The sequence below is a fragment of the Janthinobacterium foliorum genome, assembly GCF_978021625.1.
This window is the reverse complement of sequence record NZ_CDXDQE010000016.1, coordinates 17,460-33,133: the sequence shown is the minus strand read 5'-3', so window position 1 is coordinate 33,133 and position 15,674 is coordinate 17,460. Positions and strand designations below refer to the sequence as shown.

Here is a 15,674-nt window from a genome sequence, read left to right as displayed (position 1 = left end):
TATCGCGCAGTGTCGGCATCATGCCGGCAGAACCAGATCACGGGCGCTGTCGGCTGCATGAAGCGGGCAGCGTCTTCAACCGACAGTACACAAGGAGTCAACATGACCATCAAGATCGGCGACACCCTGCCAGAAGGCACCCTGGCTGAATTCATCGAAAGCGAAACCGAAGGCTGCGCGCTGGGCCCGAACACGTTCAACGTGCAAGACCTGGTCAAGGGCAAGAAGATCGCCATCTTCGGCCTGCCAGGCGCCTACACCCCGACCTGCTCCGCACAGCACGTGCCAGGCTACGTCAAGCACGCCGCCGACCTGAAGGCCAAGGGCGTCGATGAAATCTGGTGCATCTCCGTCAACGACGCGTTCGTGATGGGCGCCTGGGGCCGCGACCAGAAAGCCACCGGCGTGGTACGCATGATGGCTGACGGCAACGCCGCCTACAGCAAGGCCCTGGGCCTGGATGCCGATTTCTCCAAGCATGGCATGGGCACGCGCTCGCAGCGCTACTCGATGCTGGTCGACAATGGCGTCGTGACGCAACTGAACATCGAGCAGGGCGGCAAGTTTGAAGTGTCGAATGCCGAGACGTTGCTGAGCCAGTTGGCTTAAGCAGATCGCAGGTTGGCGTAGGCCAAGCGTAGGTCGGCTTAGCGCAGCGTAAGCCGACACTGTGCGGTCAAAGCAGTGGTATGGCGACATTTGTTGGATGACGCGCTATGCGCTAATCCAACCTACGCAAAAAAAACGGCGCCATCGGCGCCGTTTTTTTTATTGTACCGACGGCTTGGTCGCCTCGAACAAGGCCGCGTCGATGCTGAACGAATAATCGTCCTGCAGGGCGAAATAGCGCCGCGCTTCCTCGGGCGCGCCATCGAACAGGTGGCGGATGGCCGCCACGCGCTCGCTCGGGGTGCGCATGCGCGCCACCCACTCGTCGAACCGCATCGTCAGTTTCCACACGCTGCGCAAGCTGTGCGTAAAGCCCGCATTGTCGAACTTGGCGCCCCATTCGCAGGCGCGGTAGTCGCGCACGTGCGAGGCGTCGCGCAGCATTTCCACGGCCTGCAAGGTGCTGTCGTACAGGGCCGTCTTCGGCGCCACGATATCGACCACCAGCAAGGTGCCGTTCGGGCGCAGCACGCGCCACGCTTCCGACAGCGCCGCGGCCACGTCGTTCCAGTGGTGCGCGGAAAAGCGCGTGACGACCATGTCGAAGCTGGCGTCGGCAAACGGCAGGCGGGCCACGTCGCCCTGTTGCGTGCGGATGTTGTGCAGGCCCCGCTGCACCTTGGCGTGATCGACCACGTCGAGCATGGGCTGCGCCAGGTCGTAGGCGACGACCGATTGCGCCACGGGCGCGACGGCGAAGCTGGCGTGGCCGGCGCCGCAGCCCAGGTCCAGCACCAGCGGCGTGCCATGGCGGCGCGCGCATTCCTGCATCAGCACCAGATCGGCGCCTTGCGCGTGGACGGCGCTGCTCAGGTAGGCATTCGCCGTCTTGCCAAACTGTTCGGTAACGACATCGTGCTGCTGCATGGTGTTCTCCTGTTGATGGGTGAGTGCCTGCAGAATAAGGATAAAATTATCCTGTAACAAGACCATAACTTATACTGGTATAACCACTACCATGCATCCTGACCATGTCAAGCAAGCTCGCTGAATTCATCCGCTCCCGGCGCGAAGCCGTGACCCCCGCCATGGCCGGCTTGCCCGGCGGCGGGCGGCGCCGCACGCCGGGCCTGCGGCGCGAAGAGCTGGCGCAGCTGTGCGACGTCAGTCCCACCTGGCTGACATGGCTGGAGCAGGGGCGGCCCGTGTCCGCGTCGGCCAGGATGCTGGCGCGGCTGGCGCAGGTGCTGCAGCTGAGCGCGGCCGAGCGCGCCTACCTGTTCGAGGTGGCCGACAAGCATGACCCCAGCCACGGGGCAGGCGAGGGCGACGGTCCCGCCGCCGCCGAGCTGGCCGCCATCGTCGCCGCCATCGCCGCGCCCGCTTACATCCTGGACCGCGCATGGAATGCCGTGGCGTGGAATGACGCCGCCGCCGCCTTGTTCACGGACTGGCTGCACGCCGAGGCGGCCGCGCCGAACCAGCTGCGCTTCATGTTCCTGGCGCCCGGCGCGCGCGCGCTGGTCGTCGGCTGGCCTGAACGGGCGCAGCGGCTGGTGGCCGAGTTCCGCGCCGACATCGGCCGGCATGCGGACCAGGCGCCGCTGGCCGGCCTGATCGCCGAACTGGCTGGCGCCAGCGCGCCGTTTCGCCAGTGGTGGCAAGCGCAGCAGGTGCAGGGCCGCGACGGGGGATTGCGGCGCTTCCAGCATCCGCAGCAGGGCTTGCTGGCGTTTAACCAGGTGACCCTGCACCTGGCGCGCCAGCACGAGCTGAAGCTGGTGATGCTGTTGCCCGCATAGTTGCTCCTTTGAAAATATGAATCGGCCGCGCTTGCTATAATCGGGCTGACCGCCTGGCCCTGGCTTTCCAGACCATGCTGTCCTGGCTCCGGCCGTCGCCATGATGACGGCCCCGCTCTTTCGCCAGGAGTCTGCCTTGCTCCCCCGTAATCCCAACCTGCGCAGCATCTATGTGATGCTGGTCGCCGTCGCCATGTTTTCCTTGATGGATACAGCCATGAAGCTGTTGTCCGCCCATTATCCCGCCATGCAGGTGACGGCCCTGCGCGCCCTGTCGTCCTTGCCGCTCGTCTGCGTGTATTTGCTGTACCGGGGCGCCTTCAGGAACGTGATGCGGGTGCGCTGGCCGTTGCACCTGTTGCGCGGCGCCCTGGGCGTGCTGATGATTACCCTGTTCGCCTACGGCTTGAAGCGCATGTCGCTGGCCGAGACGTATGCACTGTTCTTCGTTGCCCCCTTGCTGATCACGGTCCTGTCGGTGTTCATCCTGAAGGAACGAGTCGACTTCGCGCGCTGGTGCGCCATCGCCGTGGGCCTCCTGGGCGTGCTGGTGGCGCTGCGCCCGGACGGTTCGGGATTCTTTTCGCTGGCCGGGCTGGCCGTGCTGGGGTCGGCCGCCTGCTACGCCATCTCGGCCGTCACGGGCCGCATCCTCAGCCGCACGGATGCCAGCGAAAGCATGGTCTTCTGGCTGATGGTGATGATGGCCATCGGCGGCGTGGCCCTGTCGGCGCACGAATGGGTGAGCATCCGCCGCGAGGACTGGTGGCTGCTGGCGGGCTTGTCCGTCAGCGGCTTCCTGGGCCAGCTGGCCATCACGGAGGCGTTTCGGCATGGCAAGGCGTCCAGCGTGGCGCCGTTCGAATACTCGGCCCTGGCCTGGGGCATGGCCCTGGACTGGCTGCTGTGGCGCGCCTTGCCCGACCAGTACACCCTGATCGGCGCGGCCATCATCATTGGCAGCGGCATTTACCTGGTGCGCCGCGAAGCCGTGCATGCGGAAAGCGAGCATCCTTGACGGCGCATTGTGGTTTTTCTGGCGTGGCCCATGCCGCGCCGCAACGAAAAGACGCCAAATGGATATAATCGACAGATGTTAAAACAACGCACTATCAAACAATTGGTCCGTACCATCGGTGTCGGCTTGCATTCAGGAACCAAGGTCGAACTGACCCTGCGTCCCGCCGCGATTGACACGGGCATCGTGTTTCGCCGCATCGATCTCGATCCCGTGGTGGAGTTTCCCGCCAGCGCCATGGCCGTGGGCGATACGCGCATGGCTTCCGTGCTGGTCAAGGATGGCGCCAGGGTCTCGACCGTGGAGCACCTGATGTCGGCCGCGGCCGGCATGGGCATCGACAATATGTTCGTCGACGTGAATGCGGAAGAAATTCCCATCATGGATGGTTCCGCCTCGTCCTTCGTCTACCTGCTGCAGCAAGCGGGCGTGGAAGAGCAGGAAGCGGCAAAGAAATTCATCAAGGTCATCAAGCCCGTGGAAGTTCGCCAGGGCAAGGGCGACGCCGAGAAGTGGGCGCGCCTGTCGCCGTATGACGGCTTCAAGCTCGATTTCTTCATCGAATTCAATCATCCGGCCGTCGATGGCACGATGCAGCGCGCTTCCGTCGATTTCGGCGACGTGTCCTACGTGCACGACGTGGCGCGCGCGCGCACCTTCGGCTTCATGCAGGACGTGGAAAGCTTGCGCGGCATGGGCCTGGCGCGTGGCGGGTCGCTGGAAAACGCCATCGTCATGGACGAATACCGCATCCTGAACGCGGACGGCTTGCGCTACGAAGACGAGTTCGTGCGCCACAAGATCCTCGACGCCATCGGCGACCTGTACCTGGTGGGCCACCCGCTGCTGGCGTACTACACGGCGCACAAGTCGGGCCACGCGCTGAACAACCAGCTGTTGCTGGCGCTGCTGGAGCAGCCGGACGCGTATGAAATCGTCTCGTTCGCCACGAACGAGGAAGCGCCGCAATCGTATTTGCGGCAAATGCAGCGCGAGTGGTCGCTGACCTGATCTGAGCGACACCTCATTAAACCTACTGCGGGCGACCTGCGATGCTCACCGGCTCGGCGCCCCCGTACTTCGTACGGTTGCGCTTCTTAGTCACCTCTCCCTTCCGCTCGCTATGGTTTTCTGAGGTGTCAAAATGTCGTCGGACAGTCTTAATCTTTTGCTTCGCGGTGGTGGCGCACTAAACTGCGCAGCGCCGCGATCAATTGTTCGTTCTGCTTCGACGCGGGCAGGGCCGTGCTCAGCGCTTCCAGGGCGGACATGGCTTTTTCCGGCAAGACCAGCGCCCGCGTATGCACGATGGGCGCGATGCTCTTGATGACCTGCACTTTCAGCTTGATGCCTGAAATCTGCCAGCCTTTTCTTTCCAGTTCCCCCTGCAGTTTCGGCAATTGCTGCTTGAGCTTGGCCGCCAGCGCCGCGTTCGGCGTGGCCAGCACCAGCTGGCCGCTCTCGAATTGCAGAATGTCGCAGTGCTCGAACATCACCGGCAAGGCCTTGGCGCAATCCTTTTGCAGGGCGGCCAGGCGCGTGACGGTGGGCATCAGGGATGCCATCGTCGCATTGCCGCGCAGAAAGTCGGTTGCGCCCGTGACGGCCGGGCCTGAGCGGGCAAAGCCGTAGCCGCGGCGCGGTGCCGGTGAGTAAGTGGGAGTTCGCATGAGGCGAAACATATCACAAGTGGCCCGCGCATGACGAGCGGGGCGGCCGGTGAAACCCGGACCGCCTGCCGGTATTGCCTTACAGTATGGAAAATGTCCGCAAATTCTGCTATTTGTTTGTCATTAAGCTATTGTTATATGGCGCATTACCCCAACCATGTCGGGAACGCATGATAAAATCATCGTCTTTTGCCATAGTCGAACTCCGTGCGGTGACGCGATGCTTACCTCGTTGTTCCCTACCGAGCTTTTTTTAACGGCGTTTTTTCAAGAATTCAAGCATGTCATTACTGACCCAGATTTTCGGTAGCCGCAACCAGCGGCTGCTCAAGCAATACCAAAAAACGGTACGCGAGATCAATGCGCTCGAGCCGGTCATCGAAAAGCTGTCGGATGCCGAGCTGCAAGCGAAGACGCCTGCCTTCAAGGAACGCATCGCCGGCGGAGAATCGCTCGATGCCCTGTTGCCAGAAGCGTTCGCCGTCTGCCGCGAGGCCAGCAAGCGCGTCCTGCGCATGCGCCACTTCGACGTACAGATGATCGGCGGCATGGTCTTGCACTTTGGCAAGATCGCGGAGATGGGCACGGGCGAGGGCAAGACCCTGATGGCTACCTTGCCAGCCTACCTGAACGCCTTGTCGGGCAAGGGCGTGCACATCGTCACGGTCAACGATTACCTGGCGCAGCGCGATGCCGAAACCATGGGCCGCCTGTATGCGTGGCTGGGTCTGTCGACGGGCGTGAACATGTCGCAGATGGAGCATAGCGCCAAGCAGCAGGCGTACGCCTCGGACATCACCTATGGCACCAACAATGAATTCGGTTTCGACTTCCTGCGCGATAACATGGTCTACGAAGCGCGCGAGCGCGTGCAGCGCAGCCTGAACTTCGGCATCGTCGATGAAGTCGACTCGATCCTGATCGATGAAGCGCGCACGCCGCTGATCATTTCGGGCCAGGCCGAGAACCATACCGACCTGTATCACAAGATCAATGAAGTGCCGCGCCTGCTGACCTTGCAGATCGGCGAAGAGACGCCGGATGGCAAGGGCAAAGTGGAAGTCCCGGGCGACTACACCAAGGATGAAAAAGCGCACCAGGTGCTGCTGACGGAAGCGGGCCACGAAAAGGCCGAGCGCATCCTGATGGAAATGGGCCTGCTGCCGGAAGGCGCTTCGCTGTACGATTCGGCCAACATCACCCTCGTACACCACCTGTATGCGGCCCTGCGCGCGCACGCCTTGTACTTCAAGGATCAGCACTATGTGGTGCAGAACAATGAAGTGGTGATCGTCGATGAATTCACCGGCCGCCTGATGACGGGCCGCCGCTGGTCCGACGGCTTGCACCAGGCTGTCGAAGCGAAGGAAGGCGTGAAGATCCAGAACGAGAACCAGACCCTGGCCTCGATCACCTTCCAGAACTACTTCCGCATGTACGCCAAGCTGGCCGGCATGACCGGTACGGCCGATACCGAAGCGTACGAGTTCCAGGAAATCTACGGCCTGGAAACGGTCGTGATTCCGCAGAACCGTCCGCTGCAGCGCAAGGACCGCCAGGATCAGGTGTATAAATCCTCGGCCGAGAAGTACAACGCGATGTTGAACGACATCCGCGACTGCTACGAGCGCGGCCAGCCCGTGCTGGTCGGCACGACCTCGATCGAGAACTCGGAACTGCTGTCGGGCATCCTGACCAAGGCCGGTTTGCCGCACAATGTGCTGAACGCGAAGCAGCATGCCCGCGAAGCGGAAATCATCGCCCAGGCAGGCCGTCCGAAAGCCATCACCATCGCCACCAACATGGCCGGTCGCGGTACCGACATCGTGTTGGGCGGTAACGTGGAAAACCAGATCAAGTTCATCGAAGCCAATCCTGAGCTGAGCGACGCCGAAAAAGCGGCGCAGGCACAGAAGCTGCGCGATGAATGGCAGTCGCTGCACGACCACGTGGTCAATGCGGGCGGCCTGCACATCATCGGCACCGAACGCCACGAATCGCGCCGCGTCGACAATCAGCTGCGTGGCCGTGCCGGCCGCCAGGGCGATCCCGGTTCATCCCGCTTCTACCTGTCGCTGGACGACGCGCTGCTGCGCATCTTCGCCGGCGACCGCGTGCGCGCCGTGATGGACCGTCTGAAAATGCCGGAAGGCGAACCCATTGAAGCCGGCATCGTTTCGCGTTCGATCGAATCGGCCCAGCGCAAGGTGGAAGCGCGCAACTTCGACATCCGCAAGCAATTGCTGGAATACGATGACGTCGCCAACGACCAGCGCAAGGTGATTTACCAGCAGCGTAACGAGCTGCTGGAAACGACCGACATCTCGGACATGATCGCATCCTTGCGCCACGGCGTGTTCACCGACCTGGTGCACCAGTACGTGCCGCAGGAATCGGTGGAAGAGCAGTGGGATATCAAGGGCCTGGAAAAAACCCTGTCCAGCGAGTGGCTGATCGACTTGCCGCTGCAGCAAATGCTGGAAGCCGATCCGACCCTGACGGACGAAGAGATCCTGGAAAAAGTGCTGGCCGCGGCCGACGCCGTGTACCAGTCGAAGATCGATATCGTCGGCAAGGAATCGTTTGGCGGTTTCGAGCGCAATGTCATGCTGCAAAGCGTGGACAGCCACTGGCGCGAACACCTGGCGGCGCTGGATCACCTGCGCCAGGGTATTCACCTGCGCGGCTATGCGCAGAAGAATCCGAAACAGGAATACAAGCGCGAAGCGTTTGAACTGTTTGGCCAGATGCTCGACATGATCAAGAACGACGTCACCAAGCACGTGATGACGGTGCGCATCCAGTCGCGCGAAGAAGTCGATGCGGCCGAACAGGCGATGCAGCAGTCGCACGTGGAAAACGTGCACTACCAGCACGCCGAATTCGACCCGAACGCGGCGCCGGAAGAACTGCTGGCACCGACGGCCGCTTCCGCCCACGACGACAGCGTCGACGACATGAGCGTGAGCATGGGCGTCAAAGTGGGCCGCAACGACCCATGCCCTTGCGGCAGCGGCAAGAAGTACAAGGCGTGCCACGGCAAGCTGGCTTGATGCCGGTTTGACGGCATGAACAAAAACGGAGACTGCGGTCTCCGTTTTTTTTTGCCCGCCGCGGGCGCGCTGCTCAGGGAAATGCCCAGTACTGTGGCGCCTGCTTCGGAATGCCTTTCAAGCCGCCCCGGTTCTTTGCCCGCTGCCCCGTCTTGATCATGGTGGCGATATCGGTCAGCAAGACGCGGTTGCTGGCAAAGTAGTCGTGCCCCATGAAATTCATGATCACGGCCGAGGCGTCGACCAGTTCCATGCCGGGGATGCCGACAACGGGGCCGCGGATGTCGCCTATCCTGTCCCAGTCGGCAAAATTGTAGGAAGCGCGCATCGCCTTGTCGTTGGCCGAGGCATACAGGGTGGCGGGCAGTTTCAGGCTGGCGAAGCGGGGCGCGATCTGTTCGCGGAAAATGTCGGCATTGATGTCCGGCGCCGCCAGCACTACCTGCTTGAAGCGGGGCAGCAGGTCGGGGCGCCGTTCCAGCAGGCTGGCCAGGGCCACGGTCATCGGGCGGTTGCCCATGCTGTGGGCGATGATGTAGATATCGGTGGCGGACGAATGTTCCGCGAAGTCGGCCAGGAAAGCCTGCAGGTGCGCCTGCGTCCATTCGGCGGCATTCTCGTCGAACTCATAGCCGGCCAGGGTGCCTTTCGACGGCCAGCTGTAGAACACGGGCAGGGCGCCGATATCGAGATCGACCGCCATCTGCGCCGTGCGCCGGGCGGCATCGTCAAAGGAGTTGCTGTAGCCGTGGATATAGATGAAGGCGGCGTGGCGCTCCGGCGCGGCCCGTATCCTGGCCTGGACGGAGGCGAAAAAATCCGCGCGCGACAGGCGCGTGCTGCCCATGATCAGCACATATCGTTGCGCATCATCGCGGGACAGGATGTCGTACCAGGGCGGCAGCGGCAGCTCGCCCGGGGCTCTTTTTTCCGGGATGCTCACGACGATGCTGCCATAGCTCAGGTGCGGCGCCTGTCGGTTGGGCTGCCAGCCATAATTGCGGCTGCTGGACTCGTATTGCCTGTCGGTGGCGTAGTACACGGTGACTGGCGTGGTTCCGGCGACGCCATCGGGCTGGGCGGGCGGGGCGGCTGTATCCTTGATGGAGCCGGTGGCGCCGCCGATGCCCATGGCACTGCCGCCGCGCTTGCCGAGGTTGCCGAACAGTCCGCCCACGCCTGACCATGCACCGGTCCAGGGGCCGGTCTGTGGCGGATGTACCGGCTTGCCGGGCGGCGGAACTTCCGCGGCCGGCAGCGGGGGGATCTTGGCCGGTGCGTGTTCCTCGGCGGGAGCGGGATGGGGAGCGCTGCCGGCCGGGTCGCCTGGCGCCGTGCATGCCGTCAACCAGACTGGCAGGCATAGCAGGCATGCCAGGCGCCGCAGGCAGCAGCGAGCCGGGGCGGTGCCATGCAGTCGACAGGATTTTTCATGCGCCATGGCATCCTCCCTGGACGGCGCTTGCCAGACGCGCGGTCGTCTGTTCTTCCACCATAGTGCCGCCAGGCGGCGTCGTTCTGATAAATCGCAAGCCTGGCCATGCCGGCGGCCCGCCGCCACTATTCACTTGCCGCATGTTCACCGTTGCCGCGAAGGCGCTACAATAGCGCTTCCATTTTCCCTCGCAGAAGAACTCCTATGGCCGTCAATTCTCCCAAGCCCGTCGCCGCCGACTTGAAAGCCGTCGCCGGCATTGAAATCGGTGTTGCCGAAGCCGGCATCAAGAAACCCAACCGCAAGGATTTGCTGGTATTGAAACTGGCGCCGACGGCCACCGTGGCTGGCGTGTTTACCTTGAACCGCTTCTGCGCCGCGCCCGTGCAAATCTCGAAAGCCAACCTGGCCGCCGTGACGGCCGGCGCCGCGCCGATCCGCGCGCTGCTGGTCAACACGGGCAACGCGAATGCGGGCACGGGCGAATCGGGCCTGGCCGACGCGCAGGCCAGCTGCGCCGCGCTGGCCGAGCTGCTGGGCTGCACGCCGCAGCAGATCCTGCCGTTTTCCACCGGCGTGATCCTCGAACCCTTGCCCGTGCAGCGCCTGGTCGCCGGCCTGCCGCAAGCCGTCGCCGCGCTGACATCGGACAACTGGTTCTCCGCCGCCGAAGCCATCATGACCACCGACACGCAGCCGAAAGCCGCTTCGCGCACGGTCGCCATCGGTGGCCACGCGGTGACCCTGACGGGCATCAGCAAGGGCGCCGGCATGATCAAGCCGAACATGGCCACCATGCTGGGTTTCCTCGCGTTTGACGCCACCGTGGCGCAGCCGGTGCTGGATCAGCTGGTGAAACAGGCGGCCGACAAGTCGTTCAACTGCATCACCATCGACGGCGACACCTCCACCAATGACTCGTTCATGCTGGTGGCCACGGGTGCCGGCAGCCTGGTCATCGATTCCATCGATTCGCCGCATTACGCTCAACTGGCCGCTGCCGTGACCGAACTGTCTACTTTTCTCGCGCAAGCCATCGTGCGCGACGGCGAAGGCGCCACCAAATTCATGACCGTGACCGTGGAAGACGGCCGCAACGTGGAAGAGTGCCGCAAGATCGCCTATTCCATCGCCCATTCGCCGCTGGTGAAAACGGCGTTCTTCGCTTCCGATCCGAACCTGGGCCGCATCCTGGCCGCCATCGGCTATGCGGGCGTGGACGACCTGGACGTGGGCCAGCTGAACCTGTACCTGGACGACGTGTGGGTGGCCAAGAATGGCGGCCGCAACCCCGATTACCAGGAGCAGGATGGCCAGCGCGTGATGCAGCAAAGCGAAATCACCATCCGCGTGAAACTGGCGCGCGGCGATGCCACGGCCACCCTGTGGACGTGCGACCTGTCGCATGACTACGTGTCGATCAACGCCGACTACCGCTCATGACCAGCCTCGATCAATTCCTGATCCGTGCCGAGGCATTGCTGGCGCGGGTGGAAGCGATCCTGCCGCAGGCCGCGCCCGCGCCGGACTGGAGCAGCTTCGCCTTCCGCTGGCGCCGCCGTCCTGGCGCCGTGCCGTATCTGCAAGCCGTGGCCCACGTGTCCAACATCGCGTTGGACGACTTGCACAATATCGGCACGCAAAAGGCGCAGATCGAACAGAATACGCGCCAGTTCGTCAGCGGCCGTCCTGCCAACAACGTGCTGCTGACGGGCGCGCGCGGCACGGGCAAGTCGTCCCTGATCAAGGCTTGCCTGAACCAGTTCGCCGGCCAGGGCCTGCGCCTGATCGAAGTGGACAAGGCCGACCTGGCCGACCTGCCCGACATCGTCGACCTGGTGGCGGCGCGCGCCGAGCGCTTCATCATCTTTTGCGACGACCTGTCGTTCGAGGAGGGCGAAAGCGGCTACAAGGCGCTGAAGGTGGCGCTTGACGGCAGCATCGCCGCGCAATCGGACAATGTGCTGATCTATGCTACTTCAAACCGACGTCATTTGATGCCGGAACGCATGTCGGACAACAGCAGCTACAAGACGGACGACGACGGCGACCTGCATCCGGGCGAGACGGTGGAAGAAAAAATCTCGCTGTCCGAGCGCTTCGGCCTGTGGCTGTCGTTCTACCCGTTCAAGCAGGATGATTATCTCGACATCACGGCGCACTGGCTGGCTTCGTTCGGCTGCACGCCGGAACAGATCGCCCAAGCGCGCGGCGACGCCCTGCGCTGGGCCTTGCAGCGCGGTTCGCGCTCGGGCCGTGTCGCTTGGCAATTCGCGCGCGACTATGCTGGGAAACTACCTGCGGGAAAGCTGCCGCAATGAGCGAAGTGACCTTGAAGGATAAAGTCCAGCCTGTCGACGTGGCCGTCGGCATCCTGATGAAGCCGAACGGCGACGTGCTGCTGGGCCAGCGCCCGGCCGGCAAGCCGTATGCTGGCTATTGGGAATTTCCTGGTGGCAAAGTCGAAGCGGGCGAAGCCATTTTCGATGCCTTGAAACGCGAGTTTGTCGAGGAACTGGGCCTGTATATCGACAGCGCGCAAGCCTGGTGCGGCGTGGAATATGTGTATCCGCACGCCCATGTGCGCCTGCATTTCTATATCAGCCGCGAATGGCGGGGCGAGCCGCAAAGCCTGGAAGGCCAGGCATTCGCGTGGCAAGGCACGGTGGGCGTGGAACCCTTGCTGCCGGCCACTATTCCCCTGCTAGAATGGCTGGATGACGTGCGGCGGGAATACCTGCTTCCCGCATGACCCGCTGGTGCCAGCAGGCAGCATCCTGCTGCGTGCTGGCGCAAGCTTTTCCCTGACTCTCCTTGTATCGGCGGCGCTTTGCGCTACAGTGCTTTCATCTCACGCACTGGGGAGTCCGCATGCCGCTGACCCTGACCTTTACCGATACCGATGAATTGCTGATCGCGGCGCTGCACAAGCGTGCCCGCGCGCATGGGCGCAGCATTGAGGAAGAGCACCGCGACATCCTGCGCAGCGCCTTGCGGCCGCTGCCCAAGCGCCCGCTCGAGGATATTTTGCGGCGCATGCCCGACGTGGGCCTGGACACGGATTTCGAGCGCCGCTCCTGAGCTGCCATGTGCGCCTATCTAGTCGATACGGATGTGATCGTTGCAGCGCGCAAGGGCCCGGCGGCACCGGCCGGCGTGGCCGCCTTTTTCGAACGGGTGGCGCCCGAGGCGCGCTATATTCCCGTGCAGGTGATTGCGCAATTGCGCGCAGGCATACAGTGCAGCTGGCGGCGCGAAGCGGCGCTGGAAGCGCTGGCCCTGGAAGGCTGGCTGGAAGCGCTGCTGGCTGACTATGCGGCGCGGCTGCTGGAATTCGACCTCGATTGCGCGCTCGTCTGCGCGCGTCTGCATGGACGCGGCGATGCGCATGGCGTGGACGGACAAATCGCGGCGATGGGCATCGCCTATGGCTTGACGGTGGTCAGTGGCAGGCTCGACAGTTTCGTGGCGCAGGGATTGCGCTTGGAAAATCCGTTTCGCTGAAGATTATTGCGGCTTGTTGTCTTCGTCCGCCAGCGGATCTTCGAACGGGTCGGCGGCGGGAATCGTGTACTTTTCCTCGGCCCAGGCACCCAGGTCGATCTGCTTGCAGCGCTCCGAGCAGAAAGGGCGGTATTTGTTGGCTTCAGTCCATTCGACTTTGGCGGCACAGGTAGGGCAGTTAACAACGGTCATGGCGATTACAGTTAAAAATTACAGAGCGTCAGCTCGAATGGCACGTCTTCTTCCAGCGGCTTGGGTTTCAAATCGCCGCCCTGGGTGGTAAAACGTACCCACAGCATGTATTTGTTGGCGGAAATTTCCGGGATGGCCCCGCTGTTTTCATCCAGACTCAGGCGCAACATCTGGTACACCTTGCCTTGCAGCATTTGCTGGTAGCTGCCGCCGTTGGCGATCAGTTTAACGGGTCCGCCGGAATCGCGCAGCAGGCGCAAGACGAGGGCCAGCGCATCGAACAGGGGCGCCAGCGGGGCAAACCAGGCGTGGATATCGGCCAGGCGCTGTTCCGAGCTGCGTTTTTGCCAGGCAAAATACGACGGCAAGTCGAATTCGCAGGCGCCGCCCGGGATGATGGTGCGGCCGCGGATGCTCATCAGCCATTCATTGTCGCGGATATTCTGGCCCGTCTTGCCTTGCGCCGCCACCAGGGCGCCGCTGACACTGTCGAGTTCGCCAAGGATGGCGTCCAGGGTTTCCGGCTCCACGTTCGGATTGCTGCGGTAGCCCAGCAGGCTCTGGCGCTGGCGTTCGAGTTCCTGCAGCAGGTCGGACTTCAGGTCGGCGCGGCCGGCCACTTCCAGCATGTCGAAAATAGTTGCCAGGGCAACATGGTGTTGCATTGCGTGCTCTTGCTGGATGAAGAACTTGAATTTGTCGTACAGGTCTTCCAGCCGCAACAAGGTACGTATGCGTTCGTTGAAAGGGTATTCGTAGACAATCAAAATAATTCCCTTAAGTAAGGACCTGCAAACAATCCCGTGATTTTGAACCAAGCGTCGACAAATTACAAACGTTGCGACCCGATTCCGGCCATTCTTTTTGAAAATGCCAGATATAAATCGTGCAACTGGGCAATCTGCGGTTCCAGGGACGCCAAATCGCCGTTATTGTCGATCACGTCGTCCGCCGCTGCCAGCCGCATGGCGCGCGTGGCTTGCGTCGCCATGATGGCTTTGACTTGCTCTTCCGATAAACCATTGCGTGCCATGACGCGCTGTATCTGCAGGCTTTCCAGGCAATCGATGACCAGCACACGGTTGACCCGCTCCACCCATCCGCCCGATTCGACCAGCAGCGGTACGGCAAAGATCACGTAGCTGCCTGTCGCTTCGGCGGCTGCCGTCAAGGTGGCCTGGCGGATGCGCGGGTGCAGGATGGCTTCCAGCTGCGCCTTGGCGGCGGCGTCGGAAAACACCAGTTCGCGCATTTTCTTGCGGTCGAGCGCGCCGCGCGCGTCCGCAAAATCGGCGCCGAATGCCGCCACCAGCGCCGGCATGGCCGCGCCGTCCGGTGCCGTCAGGCCATGGGCGATCTGGTCGGTATCGACGATGGAGGCGCCGCGTGCGGCGAACATGTCGGCCACGGTGCTCTTGCCGCAACCGATGCCGCCGGTGAGTCCCACGCTGAAATAGGGGGCGTTTTGTATTTGCATGTGTGTATCCATAGGGGCCGGTCAGCCAGCCAGGCCCAGCGTCAGTTGCGACAGGGGCGTGCGGTACAGCAGGGCGATGAGGCCCGCCGCGGCCAGGTAGGGACCGAAAGGAATGGGCTTGTCGCGCCCGCGCCTGGCGAAAACGATCAGCCCGATGCCGACCACGGCGCCCACCAGCGATGACAATAATATGATCGTCGGCAACATGGTCCAGCCCAGCCACGCACCGAGCGCCGCCAGCAATTTGAAGTCACCATAGCCCATTCCCTCCTTGCCTGTCGCCAGCTTGAAGGCCCAGTACACGCTCCACAGGGCCAGGTAGCCGGCGGCGGCGCCGATGACGGCGTCCTGCAGGGGCACGAACGTGCCGTTGATATTCACCAGCAAGCCGGCCCACAGCAGGGGGAACGTCAGGTCGTCGGGCAACATTTGCGTATCGGCATCGATGAAGGTCATGGCGATCAGCAGGTAGGCAAACACCAGCGTGGCCAGGCCCGTCCAGCCGCTGCCGAAGTGCCAGACCAGGATGGCGGACAGCGCGCCCGTGAGCAATTCCACCAGCGGATAGCGCGCCGAGATGGGGACCTTGCAGGCGCTGCACTTGCCACGCAGCAGCAGATAACTGATGACGGGAATATTTTCCATGGCCGTGATGCGGTGGCCGCAGGCGGTGCAGTTCGAATGGGGCAGCATCAGGTTGTAGCGGTCCGTGTGCGGCAGCGGCAAGCCGCTTTCTTCCGCCACATAATTATCGGACTCGCGCTGCATCATCTTCGGCACGCGGTGGATCACCACGTTCAGGAAGCTGCCGACGATGAGGCCGAACAGAGCGGCAACGAGGGCGACGGGCAGATTGCCGGGCGCGGCGAACAGCAGGGTATCTGGAGGCATTATCTTTATTGGTAATTCAGCAT

At 62.8% G+C, this 15,674-nt stretch carries 17 protein-coding genes; 10 read left to right on the top strand and 7 right to left on the bottom strand.

All coding sequences use genetic code 11. From position 1 onward, the window contains the following. Positions 1 to 102: 102 nt before the first annotated feature. On the top strand, positions 103 to 609 hold the full coding sequence (locus ACZ92H_RS25690) for a peroxiredoxin (RefSeq protein ID WP_121668503.1): 507 nt from the start codon (positions 103 to 105) through the stop codon (positions 607 to 609). A gap of 159 nt (positions 610 to 768) precedes the next feature. On the opposite strand, the gene ACZ92H_RS25685 is transcribed toward ACZ92H_RS25690, so the two are convergent. After that, the gene (locus ACZ92H_RS25685) at positions 769 to 1,536 is read right to left on the bottom strand and encodes a class I SAM-dependent methyltransferase (protein WP_465051487.1); all 768 of its coding nucleotides are present in this window, start codon (positions 1,534 to 1,536) and stop codon (positions 769 to 771) included. Between the two features lie 104 nt (positions 1,537 to 1,640). Here ACZ92H_RS25685 and ACZ92H_RS25680 point away from each other — a divergent pair, with 104 nt between their 5' ends. From ACZ92H_RS25680 to lpxC, 3 genes are all read left to right on the top strand, one after another. Then, complete coding sequence (locus tag ACZ92H_RS25680) at positions 1,641 to 2,411, top strand: helix-turn-helix transcriptional regulator (RefSeq protein WP_465051485.1); 771 nt, start codon at positions 1,641 to 1,643, stop codon at positions 2,409 to 2,411. 175 nt (positions 2,412 to 2,586) lie between these two features. Then, the gene (locus tag ACZ92H_RS25675; protein ID WP_465051556.1) at positions 2,587 to 3,429 is read left to right on the top strand and encodes a DMT family transporter; all 843 of its coding nucleotides are present in this window, start codon (positions 2,587 to 2,589) and stop codon (positions 3,427 to 3,429) included. A gap of 75 nt (positions 3,430 to 3,504) precedes the next feature. Continuing rightward, on the top strand, positions 3,505 to 4,440 hold the full coding sequence (gene lpxC / locus ACZ92H_RS25670) for a UDP-3-O-acyl-N-acetylglucosamine deacetylase (protein WP_465051483.1): 936 nt from the start codon (positions 3,505 to 3,507) through the stop codon (positions 4,438 to 4,440). Between the two features lie 149 nt (positions 4,441 to 4,589). Here lpxC and ACZ92H_RS25665 read toward each other — a convergent pair whose 3' ends face one another. Next, complete coding sequence (locus ACZ92H_RS25665) at positions 4,590 to 5,099, bottom strand: DciA family protein (protein WP_131376172.1); 510 nt, start codon at positions 5,097 to 5,099, stop codon at positions 4,590 to 4,592. Between the two features lie 281 nt (positions 5,100 to 5,380). Between ACZ92H_RS25665 and secA the strand changes: the two genes are divergently transcribed. Further along, a complete protein-coding gene (secA, locus tag ACZ92H_RS25660) occupies positions 5,381 to 8,152 on the top strand; it encodes a preprotein translocase subunit SecA (RefSeq protein ID WP_131376169.1) in 2,772 nt (923 codons plus the stop codon). Positions 8,153 to 8,225: 73 nt separating this feature from the next. On the opposite strand, the gene ACZ92H_RS25655 is transcribed toward secA, so the two are convergent. After that, positions 8,226 to 9,500 carry an alpha/beta hydrolase gene (locus ACZ92H_RS25655; RefSeq protein ID WP_465051482.1) on the bottom strand — a complete coding sequence of 425 codons (1,275 nt, stop codon included), beginning with the start codon at positions 9,498 to 9,500 and terminating at the stop codon, positions 8,226 to 8,228. Between the two features lie 291 nt (positions 9,501 to 9,791). On the opposite strand from ACZ92H_RS25655, the gene argJ reads away from it, so the two are divergent. The 5 genes from argJ to ACZ92H_RS25630 all read left to right on the top strand — a co-directional run bounded on the left by argJ (position 9,792) and on the right by ACZ92H_RS25630 (position 13,091). After that, complete coding sequence (gene argJ / locus ACZ92H_RS25650; RefSeq protein WP_465051481.1) at positions 9,792 to 11,030, top strand: bifunctional glutamate N-acetyltransferase/amino-acid acetyltransferase ArgJ; 1,239 nt, start codon at positions 9,792 to 9,794, stop codon at positions 11,028 to 11,030. Further along, the gene (locus ACZ92H_RS25645) at positions 11,027 to 11,908 is read left to right on the top strand and encodes an ATP-binding protein (protein WP_131376160.1); all 882 of its coding nucleotides are present in this window, start codon (positions 11,027 to 11,029) and stop codon (positions 11,906 to 11,908) included. Before argJ ends, ACZ92H_RS25645 begins: the two co-directional genes overlap by 4 nt. Beyond that, positions 11,905 to 12,339, top strand: coding sequence for an NUDIX domain-containing protein (locus ACZ92H_RS25640; protein WP_465051480.1), 435 nt, complete (start codon positions 11,905 to 11,907; stop codon positions 12,337 to 12,339). Before ACZ92H_RS25645 ends, ACZ92H_RS25640 begins: the two co-directional genes overlap by 4 nt. 119 nt (positions 12,340 to 12,458) lie before the next feature. Next, positions 12,459 to 12,668, top strand: coding sequence for a FitA-like ribbon-helix-helix domain-containing protein (locus ACZ92H_RS25635; RefSeq protein ID WP_131376156.1), 210 nt, complete (start codon positions 12,459 to 12,461; stop codon positions 12,666 to 12,668). Positions 12,669 to 12,674: 6 nt separating this feature from the next. After that, the gene (locus ACZ92H_RS25630; RefSeq protein WP_465051479.1) at positions 12,675 to 13,091 is read left to right on the top strand and encodes a PIN domain-containing protein; all 417 of its coding nucleotides are present in this window, start codon (positions 12,675 to 12,677) and stop codon (positions 13,089 to 13,091) included. A gap of 3 nt (positions 13,092 to 13,094) precedes the next feature. Here the strand turns inward: ACZ92H_RS25630 and yacG are convergent, their stop codons facing one another. The 4 genes from yacG to ACZ92H_RS25610 form a co-directional block, all read right to left on the bottom strand. Beyond that, entirely contained in the window at positions 13,095 to 13,283 is a 189-nt protein-coding gene (yacG, locus tag ACZ92H_RS25625; protein ID WP_071325269.1) for a DNA gyrase inhibitor YacG, read from the bottom strand. An 11-nt stretch (positions 13,284 to 13,294) separates the two neighbouring features. Beyond that, complete coding sequence (zapD, locus tag ACZ92H_RS25620; RefSeq protein WP_131376152.1) at positions 13,295 to 14,050, bottom strand: cell division protein ZapD; 756 nt, start codon at positions 14,048 to 14,050, stop codon at positions 13,295 to 13,297. Between the two features lie 62 nt (positions 14,051 to 14,112). Then, on the bottom strand, positions 14,113 to 14,760 hold the full coding sequence (gene coaE, locus ACZ92H_RS25615) for a dephospho-CoA kinase (protein ID WP_131376149.1): 648 nt from the start codon (positions 14,758 to 14,760) through the stop codon (positions 14,113 to 14,115). Positions 14,761 to 14,781: 21 nt separating this feature from the next. Next, entirely contained in the window at positions 14,782 to 15,651 is an 870-nt protein-coding gene (locus tag ACZ92H_RS25610; RefSeq protein WP_465051478.1) for a prepilin peptidase, read from the bottom strand. Between the last annotated feature and the right edge of the window lie 23 nt (positions 15,652 to 15,674).

Excerpts from the sequence above, each read along its gene's own strand:
- ACZ92H_RS25665 (WP_131376172.1), bottom strand. The coding sequence starts at position 5,099 with ATGCGAACTCCCACTTACTCACCGGCACCGCGCCGCGGCTACGGCTTT.
- ACZ92H_RS25680 (WP_465051485.1), top strand. The coding sequence starts at position 1,641 with ATGTCAAGCAAGCTCGCTGAATTCATCCGCTCCCGGCGCGAAGCCGTG.
- yacG (WP_071325269.1), bottom strand. The coding sequence starts at position 13,283 with ATGACCGTTGTTAACTGCCCTACCTGTGCCGCCAAAGTCGAATGGACT.
- ACZ92H_RS25675 (WP_465051556.1), top strand. The coding sequence starts at position 2,587 with ATGCTGGTCGCCGTCGCCATGTTTTCCTTGATGGATACAGCCATGAAG.
- ACZ92H_RS25640 (WP_465051480.1), top strand. The coding sequence starts at position 11,905 with ATGAGCGAAGTGACCTTGAAGGATAAAGTCCAGCCTGTCGACGTGGCC.
- ACZ92H_RS25635 (WP_131376156.1), top strand. The coding sequence starts at position 12,459 with ATGCCGCTGACCCTGACCTTTACCGATACCGATGAATTGCTGATCGCG.
- ACZ92H_RS25610 (WP_465051478.1), bottom strand. The coding sequence starts at position 15,651 with ATGCCTCCAGATACCCTGCTGTTCGCCGCGCCCGGCAATCTGCCCGTC.
- lpxC (WP_465051483.1), top strand. The coding sequence starts at position 3,505 with ATGTTAAAACAACGCACTATCAAACAATTGGTCCGTACCATCGGTGTC.
- argJ (WP_465051481.1), top strand. The coding sequence starts at position 9,792 with ATGGCCGTCAATTCTCCCAAGCCCGTCGCCGCCGACTTGAAAGCCGTC.
- ACZ92H_RS25690 (WP_121668503.1), top strand. The coding sequence starts at position 103 with ATGACCATCAAGATCGGCGACACCCTGCCAGAAGGCACCCTGGCTGAA.
- secA (WP_131376169.1), top strand. The coding sequence starts at position 5,381 with ATGTCATTACTGACCCAGATTTTCGGTAGCCGCAACCAGCGGCTGCTC.
- ACZ92H_RS25630 (WP_465051479.1), top strand. The coding sequence starts at position 12,675 with ATGTGCGCCTATCTAGTCGATACGGATGTGATCGTTGCAGCGCGCAAG.
- ACZ92H_RS25645 (WP_131376160.1), top strand. The coding sequence starts at position 11,027 with ATGACCAGCCTCGATCAATTCCTGATCCGTGCCGAGGCATTGCTGGCG.
- ACZ92H_RS25685 (WP_465051487.1), bottom strand. The coding sequence starts at position 1,536 with ATGCAGCAGCACGATGTCGTTACCGAACAGTTTGGCAAGACGGCGAAT.
- coaE (WP_131376149.1), bottom strand. The coding sequence starts at position 14,760 with ATGCAAATACAAAACGCCCCCTATTTCAGCGTGGGACTCACCGGCGGC.